Genomic DNA, 18,882 nt, shown 5'->3' with positions numbered 1-18,882 from the left:
CAGGGAGTGCAACCCATGTTCACAGGCATCGTCGAGGAGCTTGGCGAGATCGTCGCCACCGAGCCGCTGGCCGATGCCGCGCGGCTCACCATTCGCGGCAAGCTGGTCACCTCCGATGCCGGTCACGGCGACTCCATCGCGGTCAACGGCGTCTGCCTCACCGTGGTCGACGTGATCGACGGCGACAGTTTCACCGTCGACGTGATGCAGGAGACGCTGAACCGCTCCAGCATCGGCGGCCTCGGCGCCGGGTCGCGGGTCAACCTGGAGCGCGCCGCCGCGCTCGACAGCCGCCTCGGCGGGCATCTGGTGCAGGGCCACGTCGACGGCACCGGCACCGTACTCACCCGCACGCCCTCGGAGAACTGGGAGGTCGTGCGGGTCTCGCTGCCCGATGCCATCGCCAAGTATGTGGTCGAGAAGGGCTCGATCACTGTCGACGGCATCTCGCTCACCGTCTCCGGCCTGGGCCGCGCCGACGCGCCCGCCGTCGACGGCAATCGCGACTGGTTCGAGGTCTCGCTCATCCCCACCACGCTGTCCATGACCAACCTCGGCGCCGCCGCCCCCGGCACCACGGTGAACCTCGAAGTCGACGTCATCGCCAAGTACGTCGAACGGCTGCAACAACGCGGGTGACGGACACGCGCGCCCCGCAATGCGTCCGTCGGACCCCGTTCGGAGGGAGTCTTACGACCGACCCGTTCGCGGCCGTCTCGCATCCGAGCAGCCGAAGCGCATGCGCGAAGCGCGAGTCTCGGCTGCTCGGATGCGAGACACCAGGGGCCGCGAACACGCGGTGCCGCAGGCGCCGCCAAATGACACTGCCTTAATGTAGTGAGGCAAGGTGCTCGGCCCCGGGCCGACACTTCAGTGGATATGGAGCACAGCTGACGTGACCAGGTTCGACAGCATCGAGCGCGCCGTCGCCGACATCGCCGCGGGTAAGGCCGTCGTCGTCGTCGACGACGAGGACCGCGAGAACGAGGGCGACCTCATCTTCGCCGCGGAGAAGGCCACCCCCGAACTCGTCGCCTTCATGATTCGCTACACCTCCGGCTACATCTGTGTGCCGCTCACCGGTGACGACTGCGATCGCCTCGGCCTGCCGCCCATGTACGCGCAGAACCAGGACAAGCACGGCACCGCCTACACGGTGTCCGTCGACGCGCGCGAAGGCATCACCACCGGTATCTCCGGCGCCGACCGCGCGACCACCATGCGCCTGCTCGCCGACCCCGACGCCAAAGCCGACGACCTGACCCGCCCCGGCCATGTGGTGCCGTTGCGCGCCAAGGAAGGCGGCGTCCTGCGCCGCCCCGGCCACACCGAGGCCGCGGTCGATCTGTCCCGTATGGCCGGTCTGCGTCCCGCCGGCGTCATCTGCGAGATCGTCAGCCAGAAGGACGAGGGCCATATGGCCCGCACCGAAGAGCTACGCATCTTCGCCGACGAGCACGACCTCGCGCTGATCTCGATCGCCGACATGATCGCCTGGCGGCGTAAGCACGAGAAGCAGGTCATCCGGGTCGCCGAGGCGCGCATCCCGACCGCGCACGGTGAGTTCCGGGCCGTCGGCTACCAGAGCATCTACGACGATGTCGAGCATGTCGCGCTGGTCCGCGGTGACATCAGCGACGGCGAGGACGTCCTGGTGCGAGTGCATTCGGAATGCCTCACCGGCGACGTGTTCGGTTCGCTGCGCTGCGATTGCGGCCCGCAGCTGGACGCCGCGCTGGAGATGGTGGCCGACGAAGGCCGCGGCGTGGTGCTGTACATGCGCGGGCACGAGGGCCGCGGCATCGGCCTCATGCACAAGCTGCAGGCCTACCAGTTGCAGGATTCCGGCCGCGACACCGTCGATGCCAACCTCGATCTGGGTCTGCCCGCCGACGCGCGCGACTACGGGACCGGCGCGCAGATCCTGGTCGATCTGGGTCTGCGCTCGATGCGACTGCTCACCAACAACCCGGCCAAGCGGGTCGGCTTGGACGGCTACGGTCTGCGGATCACCGAGCGGGTGCCGATGCCGTTGCGCGCCAATGCCGAGAACCTGCACTACCTGCGCACCAAGCGGGACCGGATGGGGCACGATCTGATTGGGTTGGACGAGCTCGATCTCGGCGAGACAGCCCAGTGACTTTCCCGAAAGGCGGAATCTGATGAGCGGCACCGGCGTACCCAGCTTCGAGCTGGCGGATGCCAAGGATCTCCGGCTCGGCATCGTGGCGTCGCGCTGGCACACCAAGATCTGCGACACCCTGGTGGCGAATGCCGAGCGGGTGGCCCGGGAGGCCGGGGTGCGGCAGGTGACGACGGTGCGGTGCGCGGGCGCGATGGAATTGCCGGTGGTCGCCCAGGAGTTGGCGCGCACGCATGACGCGGTGGTCGCGCTCGGTGTCGTGATCCGCGGCGGCACACCGCATTTCGAGTACGTGTGCGACGCGGTGACCGCGGGACTGACCCGGGTCTCGCTGGATGCGGCGACGCCGGTCACCAATGGTGTGCTCACCACCAACACCGAGGAGCAGGCGCTCGACCGTGCCGGGCTGCCGGGTTCCGCCGAGGACAAGGGCGAGCAGGCGGCCCAGGCCGCGCTGGATGCCGCGCTCACGCTACGCGCGCTGCGCGGATCCTTCTGAGTCGTGGCGGTGGTGATGAGCGGGCGTGATCGGGATACGGCCTGGGATCTCGTGGTGCGCCCGCGGCGCGCGGTCCGCACCGCGTGGGTCTGCGCCGTTCTCGTGTTCGCGGTGTTCATGGTCGGCGGTGTCTGGCTGCGCTCCGGTTCCACCGGCGTGAATTTCCGGCTGGCGGATCAGTTCGCCATGATCGGGGTCGGCGTGCTCATCGCCGCGGGCATCCTGTCGTTGACCCGCCCCCGTCTGCGAGTCGGGCCCGCCGGTGTCTCGGTGCGAAACGTCCTCGGCGACAACACCTTCGCGTGGTCGCATATTCGCGGCGTCTCGTTCCCGGAGGGGAAGTCCTGGGCCCGCCTGGAACTCGTCGACGACGAGTACGTGCCGCTGCTGGCGATCCGGTCCAACGACAAAGTCCATGCCGCCGATGCGATGGATCGCCTGCGCGAACTCGGCGCGAAATACACCGCAGGCTGACCCGCCGCCGCAGAATGTGCGGGCCAGGTGGGCCGGCCGAACGGCGGTCGACCTGGTTCGATCGCCGACCTGGTCGACGCGGAACTGGGTAATCCGATGGCAGAACCGCGAGTGGCGTGCGGTCAGCGCGTGTCGCCGTAGACCGCGCCTTCGCGGCGCGGATCCGCGCCGCCGATCCAGCCGCCCGCCGGATCGAGTTTCAGTGCGCTCAGACCGCTGACCTGGGGTGCGACCGAGACCTGATGGCCCATTTCACGAAGTCGGATGACCAGCGGATCGTGGTCGCCCTTGTCTGCGGCATTGATGGCGGGGTGTTCGCCGCCGATTCCGGTGGTCGCCGAATTGCCCGCGCCGAAGGAGACGGCGGAGACTGCCTGCTGCGGGTCCAGCCCCCAATCCAGCAGGCCGACCAGGGTTTTGACGACGAACTGGATGATTACCGAACCGCCGGGTGAACCGGTGACGAGGGTGAGCGCACCGCGCGAACCGTCGGCGGCGCGGTCGAAGACCAGTGTCGGCGCCATCGAGCTTCGCGGGCGCTTGTTCGGCTGGATGCGATTGGCGACGGGCGCGCCGTCGGTGCCGAGCGGGTCGGCCGAGAAGTCGGTGAGCTGATTGTTCAGCACGAAGCCGTCGACCACATGGAAGGAACCGAACGCGGATTCCACGGTGGTGGTCAGGGCGGCGGCATTGCCGTACTTGTCGACGACCGAGATGTGGCTGGTGCCGTGCTCGGGCGGCTGCTGGCCGACACCCAGCGGCACCGGCCCGAAATCCCCCGGCTGCGCGGTGCCCATGCTGCGATTCCGGTCGATGAGCCCGGCGCGCTGTTTCAGATAGTTCTTGTCGATCAGAGTCTGCATCGAACCGCCGGGCAGCGGGATGAAATCCTCGTCGGCGACGTACTTGTTGCGGTCGGCGTAGGCCAGCCGCTCCGCCTCCGAGATCAGGTGCACCGCTTCGGCTTTCGGTTTGCCGCCGTTGGCGTCCAGGTTATCCGGGCGCAGGGCCGACAGGTCGAAGTTCTCCAGAATGCCGAGGGTCGCGGCGACGGTGCTGCCGCCGGAGGACGGCGCGGGCATACCGCAGATCTGGTGCGCGCGGTAGCCGGTGCACAGCGCGGTGCGCTTCTTCGGCTGGTAGGCGGCCAGGTCGGCCAGGGTGATCTGGCCGCCGGTGCGCCCGCCCGTGGTGGCGGCGGTGGCCTCGACGATGGCCTGGGCGATGGCCCCGGTGTAGAAGGCGTCCGCGCCCTCGGCGGCGACGGCACTGAGCGTTTTCGCCATGGCCGGATTGGTGAGCAGCGTGTTCACCGGTTTCGGTGACCCGTCCGGGTTCAGGAAGTACTCCTTGGCCGCCGGGTCGAGGGCCAGATCCTTGGCCGAGTCGGCGATCTGACCGGCCAGGCGCGGACTGATCTCGAACCCGCGGTCGGCCAGCCCGATCGCGGGATCGAACAGCTCCCGCCAGCCGGTCTTGCCGTGTTCGCGATGCGCCAGCTCCAGCATGCGCAATATGCCGGGAACGCCGATGGACCGCCCGCTGGCGCGGGTATCGGGCTTGGGTTCGCTGCGATCGTTGTCGCTGACCCAACGCAAATAGTTCTCGGTGGCCGCGGCCGGTGCGACCTCGCGCCCGTCATAGGCCTCGACGTTCTTGGAGGCCGCGTCGTAGTAGAGCAGGAAGCCGCCGCCGCCGATGCCGGAGGCCTGCGGCTCCACCAGGCCGAGCACGGCCTGGGCCGCGACCAGCGCATCGGCCGCGGTGCCGCCCCGGTTCAGCACCTCGCACGCGGCTTCGGTGGAGATCGGATTGGCCGTCGACACCGCGTAGGTCTTGGTGCGCACCGCCGTCATCCCGGACCGGTAGCCGGAGGCGATTTCCGGGTTGGTCGCGATATCGGTGGACCCGCCGCTGGTCGGCCGGGCGGCCGTGACCGGCGTCCCGTTACGGGATTCGCCGCAGGGCCCGGCGGCCTCGTCGGCATCGGAACAGCCCGTGACGATCCCGGCTACGAGCGTCAACGCCGCGCCGACGCCAACCCACTTCCCGCGTGTGCGCCTCATGCACGGACTGTAACGCCGATCACCGACAACCGCGTGGAATCGGGACGAAATGGGCACCGCCGCAAGGTCTCCGGAGCAGCTCAACGGGGACGGCCGAACCAGTCGACGGCGGACGCCCCGCTCAGCAGGCACGCGGTCACGAGCCCGGCGGCGAGGGCAGTCCGGGCGGCCGCTGCGCGGCGGCGGTGCCGAGACCGAGCACGCCCTCGGCGAGCGATACGGCGACCGCGCCGGCCCGAACCCGGCGACCGCCGTCGCCGAACCGGCACGCGAGTCCCGCGGCCAACCACGAGCAGAGGAAACCCGCACCGGCTGCCCCAGCACGCCCGGCTCCGAAGAGCGCGCCCAGCACGACGGTCACCACCACACCCAGCCCCGCCATGCCGAACGAGATCACCCGGGCCGCCCGCACGGTGCCCGGGAGGCGGGACGCCACCGCCCGCCTCGACACGTCGCCCGGCGAGGTGCAGGGATCGTGGGATGTCACGGCCGGGTTCGGTACGTCGCCCGGCGGGGTGCCCGGAACGCGGGACGTCACGGCGGGGGTCGGTACGTCGCCCGGCGGGGTGCCCGGAACGGGGGACGTCGCGGTCTTGCCCGGTGGCCGCCAACCGGGCGGCGGTAGTCGCGAGTAGTAGGTGCGGTAGCGCGGAAAGTCGTTGCCGGACACCGGCGTTATCCAAGTGGATGCCGTCTCGTGCCGCCAGTGCGCGGCTGGTCGCGATGTCGTGTCGGTGGCAGTCGATAGGCTGTTCGGGTGGCAGATCCAGCGACGTACCGGCCTGGTCCGGGGACGATTCCCGTCGAGCCCGGAGTGTACAAATTCCGGGACGCGCATCGGCGGGTCATCTATGTCGGCAAGGCGAAGAGCCTGCGTAGCAGGCTGAATTCGTACTTCGCCGATGTGGCGTCGCTGCATCCGCGCACCCGGCAGATGGTCACCACGGCGGCCGCCGTCGAATGGACCGTCGTCTCCACCGAGGTGGAGGCGCTGCAACTGGAATACAACTGGATCAAGGAGTTCGATCCGCGCTTCAATGTGCGCTATCGCGACGACAAGACCTATCCGGTGCTCGCTGTCACACTCGATGAGGAGTACCCGCGCCTGTTCGTCTACCGGGGTGCGCGCAAGAAGGGCGTCCGCTATTTCGGCCCCTACGCGCATGCGTGGGCGATCCGCGAGACCTTGGATCTGCTGCTGCGGGTGTTCCCGGCGCGTACCTGCTCGAACGGAGTCTTCAAGCGGCACAACCAGATCGGCCGACCGTGCCTGCTCGGCTACATCGACAAGTGTTCCGCGCCGTGTGTCGGCCGGGTCAGCGCCGCCGAGCATCGCCGGATCGTGGAGGATTTCTGCGATTTCCTCTCCGGCCGCACCGATCGCATGGTTCGCGACCTGGAGCGCCGCATGCAGGACGCGGCCGAGGAACTCGATTTCGAGACCGCCGCGCGCCTGCGTGACGATGTCCAGGCGCTGCGCCGTGCCCTGGAGAAGCAGGCGGTGGTGCTCGGTGACGGCACCGACGCCGACGTGATCGCCTTCGCCACCGATGAGCTGCAGGTCTCGGTCCAGGTCTTCCATGTGCGCGACGGCCGCGTGCGCGGTCAGCGTGGCTGGGTGGTCGACAAGTCCGGTGATGCAGTCGACGCCGGATGGGCGGGCGATGGTTCGGCGGGCGGTGAGATGGCGGCGTTGGTGGAGCAGTTCCTCACCCAGTTCTACGGTGAGCAGGTCGCGGTGGCCGAGCAGTCGGCCGACGAGCAGACCGCGCGGGGTGGGAATGACACAGGTGGTGGGAACGAAACCGCGGTCCCACGCGAGGTACTGGTGCCCGAACTGCCCGCCGACGCCGAGCAGATCCAGGAGTGGCTGGGCACGCTGCGCGGGTCGAACGTCAAACTCCGGGTGCCGCAGCGCGGCGACAAGAAGGCGCTCGCCGAAACCGTCCAGCGCAATGCCGCCGAGGCCCTGGCTCAGCACAAACTCAAGCGCGCGGGCGATCTCACGTCGAGATCCGCCGCGCTACAAGACATTCAGGACGCGCTCGAACTCGACACCGCGCCGCTGCGCATCGAGTGTGTCGACATCAGCCATGTCCAGGGCACCGATGTGGTGGCCTCGCTGGTGGTGTTCGAGGACGGTCTGGCTCGCAAGTCCGAGTATCGGCACTACACCATCAAGGAGGCCGCCGGCGAGGGCCGTTCCGATGACGTGGGCAGCATCCGCGAGGTGACCAGGCGCCGGTTCTGGCGGCTCCGCAAGGAACGAGACGAACTGGAATCGGCCGAATTGCGGGCCGACGACGAGCAGGCGCGGGCCGACGCGCTCGAACTGATCGAGGACGGCATTCTCGATCCGGACATCCCGGATGCCCGTCCCGGTATCGATCCGCGCACCGGCCGCCCGCGCAAGTTCGCCTATCCGCCCAATCTGTACGTGGTCGACGGCGGCGCGCCCCAGGTCGCGGCCGCGGCCGAGGCCCTGGACGATCTCGGCATCACCGATGTCGCCGTCGTCGGCCTGGCCAAGCGCCTGGAGGAGGTGTGGGTGCCGGGCGAGCCCGATCCGGTCATCCTGCCCCGCAACAGCGAGGCGCTGTTCCTGTTGCAGCGGGTTCGTGACGAGGCGCACCGCTTCGCGATCACTTTCCATCGCAGCAAACGCTCCCGGCGCATGACGGCTTCGGCGCTGGATTCGGTGAAGGGTCTCGGCCAGTCCCGCCGCACCGCGCTGGTGACGCATTTCGGCTCGGTGGCCAAACTCAAACAGGCCAGCATCGAGCAGATCACCGAGGTGCCCGGAATCGGCGTCGCCACCGCGAAGGCGGTGCTCGCGGCCCTCAATGCGGACGAACCGGACGCGACACGCGCACCCGTGAACGAGAACCGATGAATTCCGTGTCGCGTACGTTGTGTGTCTACGCCCGATACCGGAATCGGTACGGGATGATCGAGAGGCACCCCAGACACAGATCCGGTAGGACATGACACGCGTCGAATCGAACAGCACAGCGGGCGGCCCCCGGTCGGCCGCCGATTCCGGCATGCCGGAGTCCGGGATGCGCCAGCAGGTGGAGGTCGTCATCGTGACCGGTCTGTCCGGTGCGGGCCGCGGGACCGCGGCCCGGGTACTGGAGGATCTGGGCTGGTATGTCACCGATAATCTGCCGCCCGACCTGATCGGCCGCATGGTCGAACTCGGTGCCTCGGCCGATCCGCCGATCCGGCGGCTGGCCTTGGTCATGGATGTGCGCAGCCGGTTCTTCACCGGCGATCTGTCGGTCGTGACCGAGCAGCTGCGCGCTCGCGCCGTGCGGACCAGGATCTTGTTCCTGGAGGCCTCCGACGACGTCCTGATCCGGCGGTTCGGGTTCGCCCGGCGTCGGCATCCGCTGCAGAGCGAGAGCCGCGACGGCACGCTCTCGGCGGGTATCGCCGCCGAACGGCTTCGGCTCGCGACTGTGAAGACCGCGGCCGATCTGGTCATCGACACCTCGGAACTGTCGATCCACCAGTTGCACCGCAAGCTCGAGGAGGCCTACGGCGGCGGCGCGCCCGCCGCGCTCCAGCTGACCGTGCAGTCCTTCGGCTTCAAGTACGGGGTTCCGCTGGACGCCGACATGGTGTTGGATGTGCGTTTTCTACCCAATCCGCATTGGATACCGGAACTCCGGGAACATTCGGGACAGGAAGCGGTGGTCAGCGAGTACGTGCTGTCGCGCCCCGGCGCGACCGATTATCTGCGCACGGCGCACCACCTGGTCGACCTGACGACGAACGGTTACCGCCAAGAGGGGAAGCGATACATGACGGTGGCAGTGGGCTGCACCGGCGGCAAGCACCGCAGCGTGGCGATCGCCGAGGCGCTCGGCGAGCTGACCGGCGCGGGTTTCGACGAACCGGACGCGGGCGCGCCAGACGTCGTCCGTGTGGTGCATCGGGATCTGGGGCGCGAATGACCGGGTGGGAAGCCAATCCCGCCATCGTGGCGCTGGGCGGCGGGCACGGCCTGTACGCGACGCTGACCGCGGTGCGCCGGCTGACCCGCAAGATCTGCGCGGTGGTGACGGTCGCCGACGACGGCGGGTCCTCGGGCCGGTTGCGCGCCGAACTGGGTCTGCTACCCCCGGGGGATCTGCGCATGGCTCTCGCGGCCCTGGCCGCGGATCCCGACGGGACCTGGACCCAGTCGATCCAGCACCGTTTCGGCGGTACCGGCGCGCTGGCCGGTCATTCGGTCGGCAATCTGATCCTGGCGGGGCTGACCGAGGTGCTCGGCGATCCGGTGGCCGCGCTGGACGAACTGGGGAGAACGCTGAAGGTGACCGGCCGGGTGTTGCCGATGTCGCCGATCGCGCTCGATATCGAGGCCGATGTGTCGGGGCTGGAAGCGGATCCGCGGGTGAGCCGCTGCATTCGCGGACAGGTCGCGGTGGCCACCACGCCCGGCAAGGTGCGCCGGGTGCGGCTGATCCCGTCCGACCCGCCCGCGAGCCCCGAGGCCACCTCGGCCATCGAGCACGCGGATGTCGTTGTGCTGGGCCCGGGTTCGTGGTTCACCAGCGTGATACCGCATGTGCTGGTCCCCGAATTGCGTGACGCGCTGGTCTATACCCGCGCGCGTAAGGTGCTGGTGCTGAACCTGGCCGCGGAGCCGGGCGAGACGGCGGGTTTCTCCGCCGAGCGTCATCTGCATGTATTGTCCCAGCACGCACCGGAATTCGTGGTCGACGAGGTCGTGGTCGATTCCGGCTCGGTGCCGGAAGGTCGAGAGCGTGAACATGTGGCCAGGGCTGCCGAACAGTTGCGGGCGCGAGTAACCTTTTCCGATGTCGCCGAAGCGGGAACCGACCGGCATCACCCCGGAAAGCTCGCCGCCGCACTGGATCAGCTGATCCGGCAACCTCGGCCGCAAAAGGCAGGGCTTCGAGTCGAAGGACGGCACATGGGCGCGGATGTGCGGTCCGGGTTGGGTGGAAAGGAGCGCGTCTCGTGGCAATGACAGCCGAGGTGAAAGACGAGCTGAGCAGGCTCACGGTTTCACAGGTGAGTTCCCGCAAGGCCGAACTGTCCGCGCTCCTACGTTTCGCCGGTGGTCTGCATATCGTCGGCGGCCGGGTGATCGTGGAAGCCGAAGTGGATATGGGTTCGATCGCCCGGCGGCTGCGCCGGGAGATCTTCGAGCTCTACGGCTACGGTTCCGATGTGCACGTGCTCGGCGCGGGCGGGCTGCGCAAGACCTCCCGCTACGTGGTGCGCGTGTCCAAGGAGGGTGAGGCGCTGGCACGGCAGACGGGTCTGCTCGATGTGCGCGGCCGTCCGGTGCGCGGTCTGCCCGCGCAGGTGGTCGGCGGCAGCATCGCCGATGCCGAAGCCGCTTGGCGCGGAGCGTTTCTGGCGCACGGCTCGCTCACCGAGCCGGGGCGTTCCTCGGCGCTCGAGGTCAGCTGCCCGGGTCCGGAGGCGGCGCTGGCGCTGGTCGGCGCGGCTCGGCGCCTCGGCATCACCGCCAAGGCTCGCGAGGTGCGCGGCACCGATCGCGTGGTGGTGCGTGACGGCGAGGCCATCGGCGCCCTGCTGACCCGGATGGGCGCGCAGGACACCAGGTTGACCTGGGAGGAGCGCCGGATGCGCCGCGAGGTGCGCGCGACGGCGAACCGTCTGGCCAACTTCGACGACGCGAATCTGCGTCGTTCGGCGCGGGCCGCGGTGGCTGCCGCCGCCCGGGTGGAGCGTGCGCTGGAGATCCTCGGCGACGACGTGCCGGACCATCTGGCCGCGGCCGGCAAATTGCGGGTGCAGCATCGCCAGGCATCGCTGGAGGAATTGGGCCAGCTGGCGGATCCGCCGATGACGAAAGACGCTGTCGCGGGCCGGATTCGGCGGTTGCTGTCGATGGCCGACCGGCGGGCCAAGGAACTCGGTGTCCCGGACACCGAATCCGCCGTCACCGCCGAACTACTCGACGAGGCCTGACAGTTTCGGACAAATCCCCGCCGCTCCGGGTCACCCCGGGGCTGCGGGCCACAGGCGCGTGTCGCGAAGGTGACCTCGGGCACTACTGTGGATACGCATCCATAATCCGCTTGAAAGCTGAGGAGCGATAACGTGACTGTCCGGGTAGGCATCAACGGCTTCGGCCGTATCGGACGTAACTTCTTCCGGGCGGTGGAGGCGCAGAAGGCGCTGGGTACCACCGATATCGAGATCGTGGCGGTCAACGACCTCACCGACAACGCGACGCTGGCGACTCTGCTCAAGTACGACTCCATCCTCGGCCGGCTGCCCCAGGACGTGTCGCTGGACGGCGATTACATCGTGGTGGGCGATCAGCGGATCAAGGCGCTGGAGATCAAGGAGGGCCCGGCGGCGCTGCCGTGGGGCGAGCTGGGTGTCGACGTGGTCGTCGAGTCCACCGGCATCTTCACCAACGCGGCAAAGGCCAAGGGCCACCTCGCCGCCGGCGCGAAGAAGGTCATCATCTCCGCGCCCGCGACCGACGAGGACATCACCATCGTGATGGGTGTCAACGACGACAAGTACGACGGTTCGCAGAACATCATCTCGAACGCGTCGTGCACCACGAACTGCCTCGGCCCGATCGCGAAGGTACTGCACGATTCGTTCGGCATCGAGCGTGGCCTGATGACCACCGTGCATGCCTACACCCAGGACCAGAACCTGCAGGACGCCCCGCACAAGGATCTGCGCCGCGCCCGCGCCGCCGCCCTGAACATCGTGCCCACCGGCACGGGCGCGGCCAAGGCCATCGGCCTGGTGCTGCCCGAACTCCAGGGCAAGCTGGACGGTTACGCGCTGCGCGTCCCGGTCCCGACCGGTTCGATCACCGACCTCACCGTGGACCTGGGCAAGGCCGCGTCGATCGACGAGATCAACGCCGCCATGCAGGCCGCCGCGGATGGCCCGATGAAGGGCATCCTGAAGGTCAACCACGATCCGATCGTCTCCACCGACATCGTGACCGACCCGTTCTCCTCGATCTACGACGCGCCGCTGACCAAGGTGATCGACAAGCAGGTCAAGGTCGCCTCGTGGTACGACAACGAGTGGGGCTATTCCAACCGTCTCGCCGATCTCATCGGCCTCGTCGCGAAGTCGCTCTGAGACATGGCAGTCAAGACGCTGGAAGACCTGCTGACCGAGGGTGTCGAGGGCCGGGGTGTGCTGGTGCGCTCCGATCTGAACGTGCCGCTCGACGACAATGGCGCGATCACCGATCCGGGCCGGATCATCGCTTCGGCGCCGACCATTCGCGCGCTCGCCGAGGCGGGCGCCAAGGTTGTGGTGACCGCGCATCTGGGCCGCCCCAAGGGTGCGCCGGATCCGAAGCTGTCGCTGGCCCCGGTGGCCGCGCGGCTGTCCGCGGAACTGGGCCGAAATGTCCAGTTGGCCGGTGATGTGGTGGGCCAGGACGCGCTCGCGCGTTCGGAGGGGCTGACCGACGGCGATGTGCTCCTGCTGGAGAACATCCGCTTCGATCCCCGCGAGACCAGCAAGGACGACGCCGATCGACTGAAGCTGGCGCACGCGCTGGTCGAATTGGTCGGCGACGACGGCGCTTTCGTGTCCGACGGTTTCGGAGTGGTGCACCGCAAGCAGGCCTCGGTCTACGACGTGGCCACGCTGCTGCCGCACTACGCCGGTGGACTGGTGGCCGCGGAGGTCGAGGTGCTGCGCAAGCTCACCACCGACACCGAGCGCCCGTACGCGGTCGTGCTCGGCGGGTCCAAGGTCTCGGACAAGCTCGCCGTCATCGAGGCGCTGGCCCCGAAGGTCGACACACTGGTGATCGGCGGCGGTATGTGCTTCACCTTCCTTGCCGCGCAGGGCCTTTCGGTCGGCTCCTCGCTGCTGCAGGAGGAGATGATCGATACCTGCAAGAAGCTGCTCGACGAGTACGCCGATGTCATCCATCTGCCGCGTGACATCGTGGTGGCGGACCGCTTCGCCGCCGATGCCGACTCGAAGGTGGTGCCCGCCCACGAGATTCCGGACGGCTGGATGGGCCTGGACGTGGGCCCGGAGTCGGCGGACCGTTTCGCGGCGCTGCTGACCGAGGCGAAGACGGTGTTCTGGAACGGCCCGATGGGTGTGTTCGAGTTCGAGAAGTTCGCCGAGGGCACTCGCGGCGTCGCCGAGGCGATCGTGAAGGCCACCGAGAAGGGTGCGTTCACGGTGGTCGGCGGCGGCGATTCGGCCGCGGCCGTGCGGGCGCTCGGCCTGCCCGAGGACGGCTTCTCGCACATCTCGACCGGTGGCGGCGCATCTCTGGAATACCTGGAAGGCAAAGAGCTGCCCGGTATCTCGGTACTGGAGGACTGAATCAATGGCTCGTAAACCGCTCATCGCGGGCAACTGGAAGATGAACCTCAACCACCTCGAGGCCATCGCCCTGGTGCAGAAAATCGCCTTCGCGCTGCCGGAGAAGTACTTCGCCAAGGTAGACGTGACGGTGATTCCGCCGTTCACCGACATCCGCAGTGTGCAGACCCTGGTCGAGGGCGACAAGTTGCCGCTCACCTATGGCGCGCAGGATGTCTCGCAGCACGAGTCGGGCGCCTACACCGGCGAGATCAGCGGCGCCATGCTGGCCAAGCTGGGTTGTGCATTCGTCGTGGTCGGGCATTCCGAGCGCCGCCAGTACCACAGCGAGGATGACGCCACGGTGCTGGCGAAGGCCAAGCAGGCGCTGAAGCACGGGATCACCCCGATCGTGTGCATCGGCGAGGGCTTGAACATTCGCGAGGCGGGCACGCACGTCGAGTACAACCTCGAGCAGTTGCGCGGATCGCTGAAAGGCCTGACGGCGGAGGAGATCTCGAAGGTCGTCATCGCCTACGAGCCGGTCTGGGCGATCGGCACCGGCAAGGTGGCCTCGGCCGCCGACGCGCAGGAGGTGTGCGGCGCGATCCGCGCGGAGCTGGCCGAGCTGGCCTCCGCGGAGGCCGCCGCCGACGTGCGGGTGCTCTACGGCGGTTCGGTGAACGCCAAGAACGTCGGCGAGCTGGTGGGCCAAGCCGATATCGACGGCGCGCTGGTCGGCGGTGCCTCGCTCAAGGGTGACGAGTTCGCCACCCTGTCCGCGATCGCCGCGGGTGGCCCGCTGCCCTGATCGGCGGCCACCGAGACACCGGCCCGGTACCGCGACGCGGTACCGGGCCGTTCGCCGTGCGTTACGGTTCCGCGCGCAGTACCAGGCCGTAGCCCTCGGCGTTCTTCACGGTGAGGGTGTCGGCGTCGACCGCGGCGGTCACCGTGCCGGTCAGGGCCCGCAGCACACCGGCTTCCACCTCCATCACATCCGGCTGGCACACCATCCTGGTGGTGCCGAAGTCCTGGAATTCGATGGTGGGCGGGGTGGCGGCCTTGTCGATCAGCGCCTTGCCGCTGAATTTGTTGCATCCGGCGCTGCCGGAGATGCCGTTGTCCCGCAGGGCCAGCGTGGGTTTGGCCTCTTCGATCGCGACCGAGGAGATGCGGGCGTCCGGGGTGATGATCTGGGTCAGCCGCCATACGGTGTGCTCGAGCGGCTTGTCCGGGGTGGCGATCTTCTTGTCCAGCAGCACGACGGTCTGATCCTGGTTCTTCAGGGTCAGCGTGTTGTCCCTCAGCTCCCAGGACGGCGCGGAGGCCAGCAGCCCGGCCATCCATTCGTCGGCGCGGGCGCGTTCGCCGTCGCAACCCATCAGCGTGGTCGCGAGTTGCCCGGCAGTGAGCGTCTGGTTGTCCAGGGTGACCGGCGCCGAGCCCGAGTTGCAGCCCGCGGACACGCTCACCCGGCCGTCTTCGGTGAAGGTGAGCGTCAGCGGCCCGCCGCCGGGAATCTGCGGCCCCTTCACCTCCTTGGAGATGTAGGTGCGCCCGATCGGAGTGGTCGGGGCGGGCTGGGTCGTGGTGGGGGCGGCGCTGGGGGTCGGATCGGTGGCGTCGCCGCCGTCGCTGCCACACGCCGTCGCGGCACAGGCGAACAGCAGGATCGGAACGAATCGCACGAGTTTGACCGACATGTGCGCGATGCTACCGAGGTGGCCGCCGCGGGTGCGGCGACGCGCCTGTCATACGGTGTCGCACGCCGGGTGATTCGTCGTCGAAGGGTGCCTGTCCCAGGCAGTTCGAGCCGACCGGCGATGCGGGGTTCGGACCGGGGCGGCAGCCGCCAAAGGTCATCCAGCGCATAGGCTTTCACCGTGCGACTATGGACTTTGCAGGCCCCCGAGGTGGTCACGGCGCTCGAAACGACCGGGCACTTCCGGGCGGAGTGGGACCGGGTCGACCGTAGTTTCCGGACCGCCTACCAGGACATGGTCGTCGAGATGGGGCGGCGCGGCATCGACTGCGCCGCGGCCCCGCCCATCTGGTGCTGGCACGGGCGGGCCCGGCAGCGCCGGGCGGCGCGGCAGACGGCGAATCTGCTGCTCAGCTACCCCGAATGGGCGCACGGGCGCTGGTTGCTCACGCTGCGGGTGCCGGATCGGCTGGTTCTGTCCACCTCGTACGCGCTGTGGTGCGACTATCTGGGCTTCCGCGGGGGAATCGACCGGGACATGGTCGAGGGGCCGCATCGGATGGACTGGCGGGCCCGGCAGCAAACCCCCTGGGACACCCTGCAATACACGATTCCGGAGCTGCGCCGGGAGTGGGTGATCCGGGCCCGGCCCTACCCGCCGGACAGCTACGCCCTGGAGCAGATCATGGCCGACCCCTACTGCCGCGAGATCTTCGACCGGCGGCAGCGGTCAGGGTAGGACGTCGACGATCACCCGGGGGTCGAGTTCGCGGAGCTTGTCCGGGCGGTCGGTCAGGCAGGACCAACCGCGGTTGACGGCCTCCAGCGTGACGTGACCCGCCGTGACCATGGTGTCGGCGTCGCGCCGGCCGAGCAGGGTCGCGCCGACCTGGCGGCTGGCGGGCCCGTCCAGGCCGCGGATCACCGTGTTCGGCAGGTTCAGCAGCGCCGAGAGGATGTCGTGCCGGCGCGGCGGGATCAGGGCGCGGGCCGCGACCAGCGCGGTCGCCGGAATGAGCAGGGTGTTGCCCGCCTCGGAGGTGGTCCAGACCACCGATTGCGCGTACATGACGCGATGCGCCCACGCGGTCAATGCCGCGGTGTCGAAGACGACGCCGCTGAGTTCGGTTGAATCGCTCACCACATCGCCTCGCTCGCCGCCCCCACGGCTGTGAACCCCCGGCCCGGCACCTTCACGCGGCACCGTTGCGGCGCTCGTCGAATTCCCGCTGTGACAACGGCGGCAGGCCCTGCATGGCGCGGGCCCGGTTGATCATCTCCAGCGGCGGCGGACCGCCGATCACCTCTTCGACCTTGGCCACCGCTTCGATCCGATCCACCTCGGCGCGATCCATGCGGGCTTTCACCGAATCGGCGACATAGGCCGAGACCGAGGAGATCTGACCGCGCTCGCGCCATTGATCCAAGGTGGCCGCGATTTCCTCGGGGAGGGTGATGGTCACCTTCCTCGTTCTGCGCTCCGCCGTCATGCCGCGATTCTAGCGGCGACATGCCTCTGAGCGGGGCGTTTGCGGAGGGTCGACGCACGGTGCCGCGACCCCGAACGATGGGACGACCGTGCAACTTTCGGGCGAACGAACACGTCCGCGCGGCGGAGCCCGGCTCGGCCCGCTCGACACACGGGAGGTGTCCGAGACGCCGCGTGCCGTGGCGCTCGCGCCGGTTTCCGGCGCACCACGGGCAAATTCGATCGGCCGCGGCGATCTCACGCATCTCCGGGAGGTGGCCGCACCGGCGATATGCTCTCCCGAGTGACCGCTGCCGACGCCACCAACCCGATCTCCACATGGGCCCCACTGCGGTCCGGCATCTACCGGTCGCTCTGGATCGCGCAACTGGTGTCCAATCTCGGCACCTGGATGCAGACCGTCGGCGCGCAGTGGATCCTGGTCGACCAGCCGAACGCGGCGGCGCTGGTGTCGTTCGTGCAGACCGCGATCACCCTGCCGGTGATGCTGCTGGCCATCCCGTCGGGCGTGATCGCCGATCTGGTCGACCGTCGCCGCCTGCTGCTCGGCGCGCAATCCACCATGGCAGTGCTGGCGGCCGTGCTCGCCGTGACGACCGCGACCGGGCACACCACACCCGGTGTGCTGCTGATCCTGCTGTTCCTGATCGGCTGCGGGCAGGCGTTGACCGGTCCGGCCTGGCAGGCGATCCAACCGGAACTGGTTGCGCGCGAGCAGATCCCGGCGGCCGCGGCATTGGGCAGCATGAACATCAATATCGGCCGGGCGGTCGGGCCCGCGCTCGCGGGTGTGCTGGTGTCGCTGTCCGGGCCGACGCTGGTATTCGCGCTGAACGCGGTGTCCTTCGCCGGCATCGTGGTGGCGCTCGCGGTGTGGCGGCGTCCGGCGCGGGCGTCGAAACTGCCCACCGAACGCCCGCTGGCCGCGCTGCAAGCCGGAACCAGGTTCATCCGGGCCGCGCCCGGTATCCGGCGGGTGCTGCTGCGATCGATCCTGTTCGTCGCGCCCGCCAGCGCGCTGTGGGCGCTGCTGCCGGTGATCGCGCGCGAACAGCACGGACTCTCGTCGTCCGGGTACGGTCTCATGCTCGGCGCGCTGGGCCTCGGCGCGGTGCTCGGCGCGCTCGGCCTGTCCCGGATCCGGGCGCTGCTCACCCCGACTCAGCGGCTCACCGCGGCGGCGGTGCTGTTCGGGATCGCCTCGGCGGGCACCGCGCTGCTGCCCGGTGTCGGGCTGGTGCTGGTGCTGCTGGTCGGGGCCGGTCTGGCCTGGTTGCTGGCCATGTCGACGATGAACGCGACCATGCAGTTGCTGCTGCCGGCCTGGGTGCGGGCGCGCGGCCTGTCGGTGTATCTGCTGGTGTTCATGGGCGGACAGGCGATCGGCTCGCTGATCTGGGGTGTGGTCGCGCACGCGGTGGGCGCGGTCACGGCACTGCTGATCGCCGCCGGGCTACTCGGGTGCAGCGCGGTGACCAGCGTCTGGCTGCCGATCCGGCACAACCTGGAGACGCTGGATCTGACACCGTCGGTGTACTGGGCCGAGCCCGAACTGGTGGTGCCGCCCGAACCCGAGGACGGGCCGGTCATGGTGCTGCGCAGCTACGACGTGCCGGCCGAGTACGTGGACGACTACATGGCCGCCATGGCTTTCGTCGGGCGGTCCAGGCAGCGCACCGGCGCCATGGAGTGGCGGCTGTACCGCGATGTCGGCGTCCTGGACCGGTATGTGGAAGCGTTCGTGGTGCGCTCCTGGGCCGAGCACATGCATCAGCATCAGGTGCGGCTCACCACCGCGGACCAGTTGCGCGAGAAAGAGGTGTCGCGCTACACCGTCGGCGAGGACAAGATCACCCACCTGGTGGCGGTGCAACCGCGCTAGTGCCGTACGCTGTGGCCATGCGGATGTTCCTGGATATCCTCCTGATCGTCACCAGTGTGCTGCTGGTGCTGCTGGTGCTGTTGCACCGCGCCAAAGGCGGAGGTCTGTCCAGCCTGTTCGGTGGCGGCGTGCAGTCGAGCCTGTCGGGCTCCACCGTCGTCGAGAAGAACCTCGACCGCCTCACCATCTTCACCGGCGCCATCTGGCTCATCGCCATCCTCGGCATCGGCCTGGAGATCAAGTTCGCCTGACGCTGGTCGCCCGGCGCCGCGAGGTCCGAAGCACCGCCTACCGGTAGTGCC

General features: G+C 68.8%; 19 protein-coding genes. 14 read left to right on the top strand and 5 right to left on the bottom strand.

Features of this window, described 5'->3' with window-relative positions; all coding sequences use genetic code 11:
- Positions 1 to 15 precede the first annotated feature (15 nt).
- The 4 genes from ACFVMC_RS19330 (at position 16) to ACFVMC_RS19315 (ending at position 3,116) form a co-directional block, all read left to right on the top strand.
- Positions 16 to 639, top strand: a complete 624-nt coding sequence (locus ACFVMC_RS19330) for a riboflavin synthase (RefSeq protein WP_379211998.1) — start codon at positions 16 to 18, stop codon at positions 637 to 639.
- A gap of 256 nt (positions 640 to 895) precedes the next feature.
- Positions 896 to 2,140 (top strand): bifunctional 3,4-dihydroxy-2-butanone-4-phosphate synthase/GTP cyclohydrolase II, encoded by a 1,245-nt coding sequence (locus ACFVMC_RS19325; protein WP_379211996.1) that lies wholly within the window; start codon positions 896 to 898, stop codon positions 2,138 to 2,140.
- Between the two features lie 22 nt (positions 2,141 to 2,162).
- The gene (ribH, locus tag ACFVMC_RS19320) at positions 2,163 to 2,642 is read left to right on the top strand and encodes a 6,7-dimethyl-8-ribityllumazine synthase (RefSeq protein ID WP_379211994.1); all 480 of its coding nucleotides are present in this window, start codon (positions 2,163 to 2,165) and stop codon (positions 2,640 to 2,642) included.
- Positions 2,643 to 2,657: 15 nt separating this feature from the next.
- Complete coding sequence (locus ACFVMC_RS19315) at positions 2,658 to 3,116, top strand: PH domain-containing protein (RefSeq protein ID WP_379212429.1); 459 nt, start codon at positions 2,658 to 2,660, stop codon at positions 3,114 to 3,116.
- 122 nt (positions 3,117 to 3,238) lie between these two features.
- Here ACFVMC_RS19315 and ggt read toward each other — a convergent pair whose 3' ends face one another.
- Together ggt and ACFVMC_RS19305 are read right to left on the bottom strand one after the other, a co-directional pair.
- Positions 3,239 to 5,182, bottom strand: coding sequence for a gamma-glutamyltransferase (gene ggt, locus ACFVMC_RS19310; protein ID WP_379211992.1), 1,944 nt, complete (start codon positions 5,180 to 5,182; stop codon positions 3,239 to 3,241).
- A 136-nt stretch (positions 5,183 to 5,318) separates the two neighbouring features.
- A complete protein-coding gene (locus tag ACFVMC_RS19305) occupies positions 5,319 to 5,852 on the bottom strand; it encodes a hypothetical protein (RefSeq protein ID WP_379211990.1) in 534 nt (177 codons plus the stop codon).
- Between the two features lie 87 nt (positions 5,853 to 5,939).
- On the opposite strand from ACFVMC_RS19305, the gene uvrC reads away from it, so the two are divergent.
- From uvrC to tpiA, 7 genes are all read left to right on the top strand, one after another.
- Positions 5,940 to 8,075 carry an excinuclease ABC subunit UvrC gene (uvrC, locus tag ACFVMC_RS19300; protein ID WP_379211989.1) on the top strand — a complete coding sequence of 712 codons (2,136 nt, stop codon included), beginning with the start codon at positions 5,940 to 5,942 and terminating at the stop codon, positions 8,073 to 8,075.
- A 151-nt stretch (positions 8,076 to 8,226) separates the two neighbouring features.
- Positions 8,227 to 9,141 carry an RNase adapter RapZ gene (gene rapZ, locus ACFVMC_RS19295; protein ID WP_379212427.1) on the top strand — a complete coding sequence of 305 codons (915 nt, stop codon included), beginning with the start codon at positions 8,227 to 8,229 and terminating at the stop codon, positions 9,139 to 9,141.
- Positions 9,138 to 10,184, top strand: coding sequence for a uridine diphosphate-N-acetylglucosamine-binding protein YvcK (gene yvcK / locus ACFVMC_RS19290; protein WP_379211987.1), 1,047 nt, complete (start codon positions 9,138 to 9,140; stop codon positions 10,182 to 10,184). The genes rapZ and yvcK overlap by 4 nt, the downstream gene beginning before the upstream one ends.
- Positions 10,181 to 11,158 (top strand): DNA-binding protein WhiA, encoded by a 978-nt coding sequence (gene whiA, locus ACFVMC_RS19285; RefSeq protein WP_356978253.1) that lies wholly within the window; start codon positions 10,181 to 10,183, stop codon positions 11,156 to 11,158. Before yvcK ends, whiA begins: the two co-directional genes overlap by 4 nt.
- Before the next feature lie 132 nt (positions 11,159 to 11,290).
- Positions 11,291 to 12,307 (top strand): type I glyceraldehyde-3-phosphate dehydrogenase, encoded by a 1,017-nt coding sequence (gap, locus tag ACFVMC_RS19280; protein WP_379211985.1) that lies wholly within the window; start codon positions 11,291 to 11,293, stop codon positions 12,305 to 12,307.
- A 3-nt stretch (positions 12,308 to 12,310) separates the two neighbouring features.
- A complete protein-coding gene (locus tag ACFVMC_RS19275; RefSeq protein ID WP_379211983.1) occupies positions 12,311 to 13,525 on the top strand; it encodes a phosphoglycerate kinase in 1,215 nt (404 codons plus the stop codon).
- A gap of 4 nt (positions 13,526 to 13,529) precedes the next feature.
- On the top strand, positions 13,530 to 14,315 hold the full coding sequence (gene tpiA / locus ACFVMC_RS19270) for a triose-phosphate isomerase (protein ID WP_379211981.1): 786 nt from the start codon (positions 13,530 to 13,532) through the stop codon (positions 14,313 to 14,315).
- Between the two features lie 61 nt (positions 14,316 to 14,376).
- Here the strand turns inward: tpiA and ACFVMC_RS19265 are convergent, their stop codons facing one another.
- Positions 14,377 to 15,210, bottom strand: a complete 834-nt coding sequence (locus tag ACFVMC_RS19265; protein WP_379211979.1) for an META domain-containing protein — start codon at positions 15,208 to 15,210, stop codon at positions 14,377 to 14,379.
- Between the two features lie 180 nt (positions 15,211 to 15,390).
- Here ACFVMC_RS19265 and ACFVMC_RS19260 point away from each other — a divergent pair, with 180 nt between their 5' ends.
- Complete coding sequence (locus ACFVMC_RS19260; protein WP_379211977.1) at positions 15,391 to 15,948, top strand: hypothetical protein; 558 nt, start codon at positions 15,391 to 15,393, stop codon at positions 15,946 to 15,948.
- On the opposite strand, the gene ACFVMC_RS19255 is transcribed toward ACFVMC_RS19260, so the two are convergent.
- Together ACFVMC_RS19255 and ACFVMC_RS19250 are read right to left on the bottom strand one after the other, a co-directional pair.
- The gene (locus ACFVMC_RS19255) at positions 15,940 to 16,350 is read right to left on the bottom strand and encodes a hypothetical protein (RefSeq protein ID WP_379211975.1); all 411 of its coding nucleotides are present in this window, start codon (positions 16,348 to 16,350) and stop codon (positions 15,940 to 15,942) included. The two genes, ACFVMC_RS19260 and ACFVMC_RS19255, sit on opposite strands and share 9 nt — an antisense overlap.
- A gap of 52 nt (positions 16,351 to 16,402) precedes the next feature.
- A complete protein-coding gene (locus ACFVMC_RS19250; protein WP_379211974.1) occupies positions 16,403 to 16,699 on the bottom strand; it encodes a hypothetical protein in 297 nt (98 codons plus the stop codon).
- Positions 16,700 to 16,969: 270 nt separating this feature from the next.
- Here ACFVMC_RS19250 and ACFVMC_RS19245 point away from each other — a divergent pair, with 270 nt between their 5' ends.
- Together ACFVMC_RS19245 and secG are read left to right on the top strand one after the other, a co-directional pair.
- Entirely contained in the window at positions 16,970 to 18,580 is a 1,611-nt protein-coding gene (locus ACFVMC_RS19245) for an MFS transporter (RefSeq protein ID WP_379211972.1), read from the top strand.
- A gap of 17 nt (positions 18,581 to 18,597) precedes the next feature.
- The gene (secG, locus tag ACFVMC_RS19240; RefSeq protein ID WP_379211970.1) at positions 18,598 to 18,831 is read left to right on the top strand and encodes a preprotein translocase subunit SecG; all 234 of its coding nucleotides are present in this window, start codon (positions 18,598 to 18,600) and stop codon (positions 18,829 to 18,831) included.
- Positions 18,832 to 18,882 lie beyond the last annotated feature (51 nt).

Origin of the sequence: Nocardia sp. NPDC127579 (assembly GCF_042672005.1) — a bacterium.
Classification (GTDB): domain Bacteria; phylum Actinomycetota; class Actinomycetes; order Mycobacteriales; family Mycobacteriaceae; genus Nocardia.
Note: the sequence above shows the minus strand (reverse complement) of the source record. Positions and strands in the feature narration are given on the sequence as shown.

Bases quoted from the DNA above. Each gene is read 5' to 3' on its own strand.
- ACFVMC_RS19330 (WP_379211998.1), top strand. From the start codon at position 16: ATGTTCACAGGCATCGTCGAGGAGCTTGGCGAGATCGTCGCCACCGAG.
- ribH (WP_379211994.1), top strand. From the start codon at position 2,163: ATGAGCGGCACCGGCGTACCCAGCTTCGAGCTGGCGGATGCCAAGGAT.
- ACFVMC_RS19315 (WP_379212429.1), top strand. From the start codon at position 2,658: ATGAGCGGGCGTGATCGGGATACGGCCTGGGATCTCGTGGTGCGCCCG.
- ggt (WP_379211992.1), bottom strand. From the start codon at position 5,182: ATGAGGCGCACACGCGGGAAGTGGGTTGGCGTCGGCGCGGCGTTGACG.
- rapZ (WP_379212427.1), top strand. From the start codon at position 8,227: ATGCCGGAGTCCGGGATGCGCCAGCAGGTGGAGGTCGTCATCGTGACC.
- yvcK (WP_379211987.1), top strand. From the start codon at position 9,138: ATGACCGGGTGGGAAGCCAATCCCGCCATCGTGGCGCTGGGCGGCGGG.
- whiA (WP_356978253.1), top strand. From the start codon at position 10,181: ATGACAGCCGAGGTGAAAGACGAGCTGAGCAGGCTCACGGTTTCACAG.
- ACFVMC_RS19275 (WP_379211983.1), top strand. From the start codon at position 12,311: ATGGCAGTCAAGACGCTGGAAGACCTGCTGACCGAGGGTGTCGAGGGC.
- tpiA (WP_379211981.1), top strand. From the start codon at position 13,530: ATGGCTCGTAAACCGCTCATCGCGGGCAACTGGAAGATGAACCTCAAC.
- ACFVMC_RS19265 (WP_379211979.1), bottom strand. From the start codon at position 15,210: ATGTCGGTCAAACTCGTGCGATTCGTTCCGATCCTGCTGTTCGCCTGT.
- ACFVMC_RS19250 (WP_379211974.1), bottom strand. From the start codon at position 16,699: ATGACGGCGGAGCGCAGAACGAGGAAGGTGACCATCACCCTCCCCGAG.
- ACFVMC_RS19245 (WP_379211972.1), top strand. From the start codon at position 16,970: ATGCTCTCCCGAGTGACCGCTGCCGACGCCACCAACCCGATCTCCACA.
- secG (WP_379211970.1), top strand. From the start codon at position 18,598: ATGCGGATGTTCCTGGATATCCTCCTGATCGTCACCAGTGTGCTGCTG.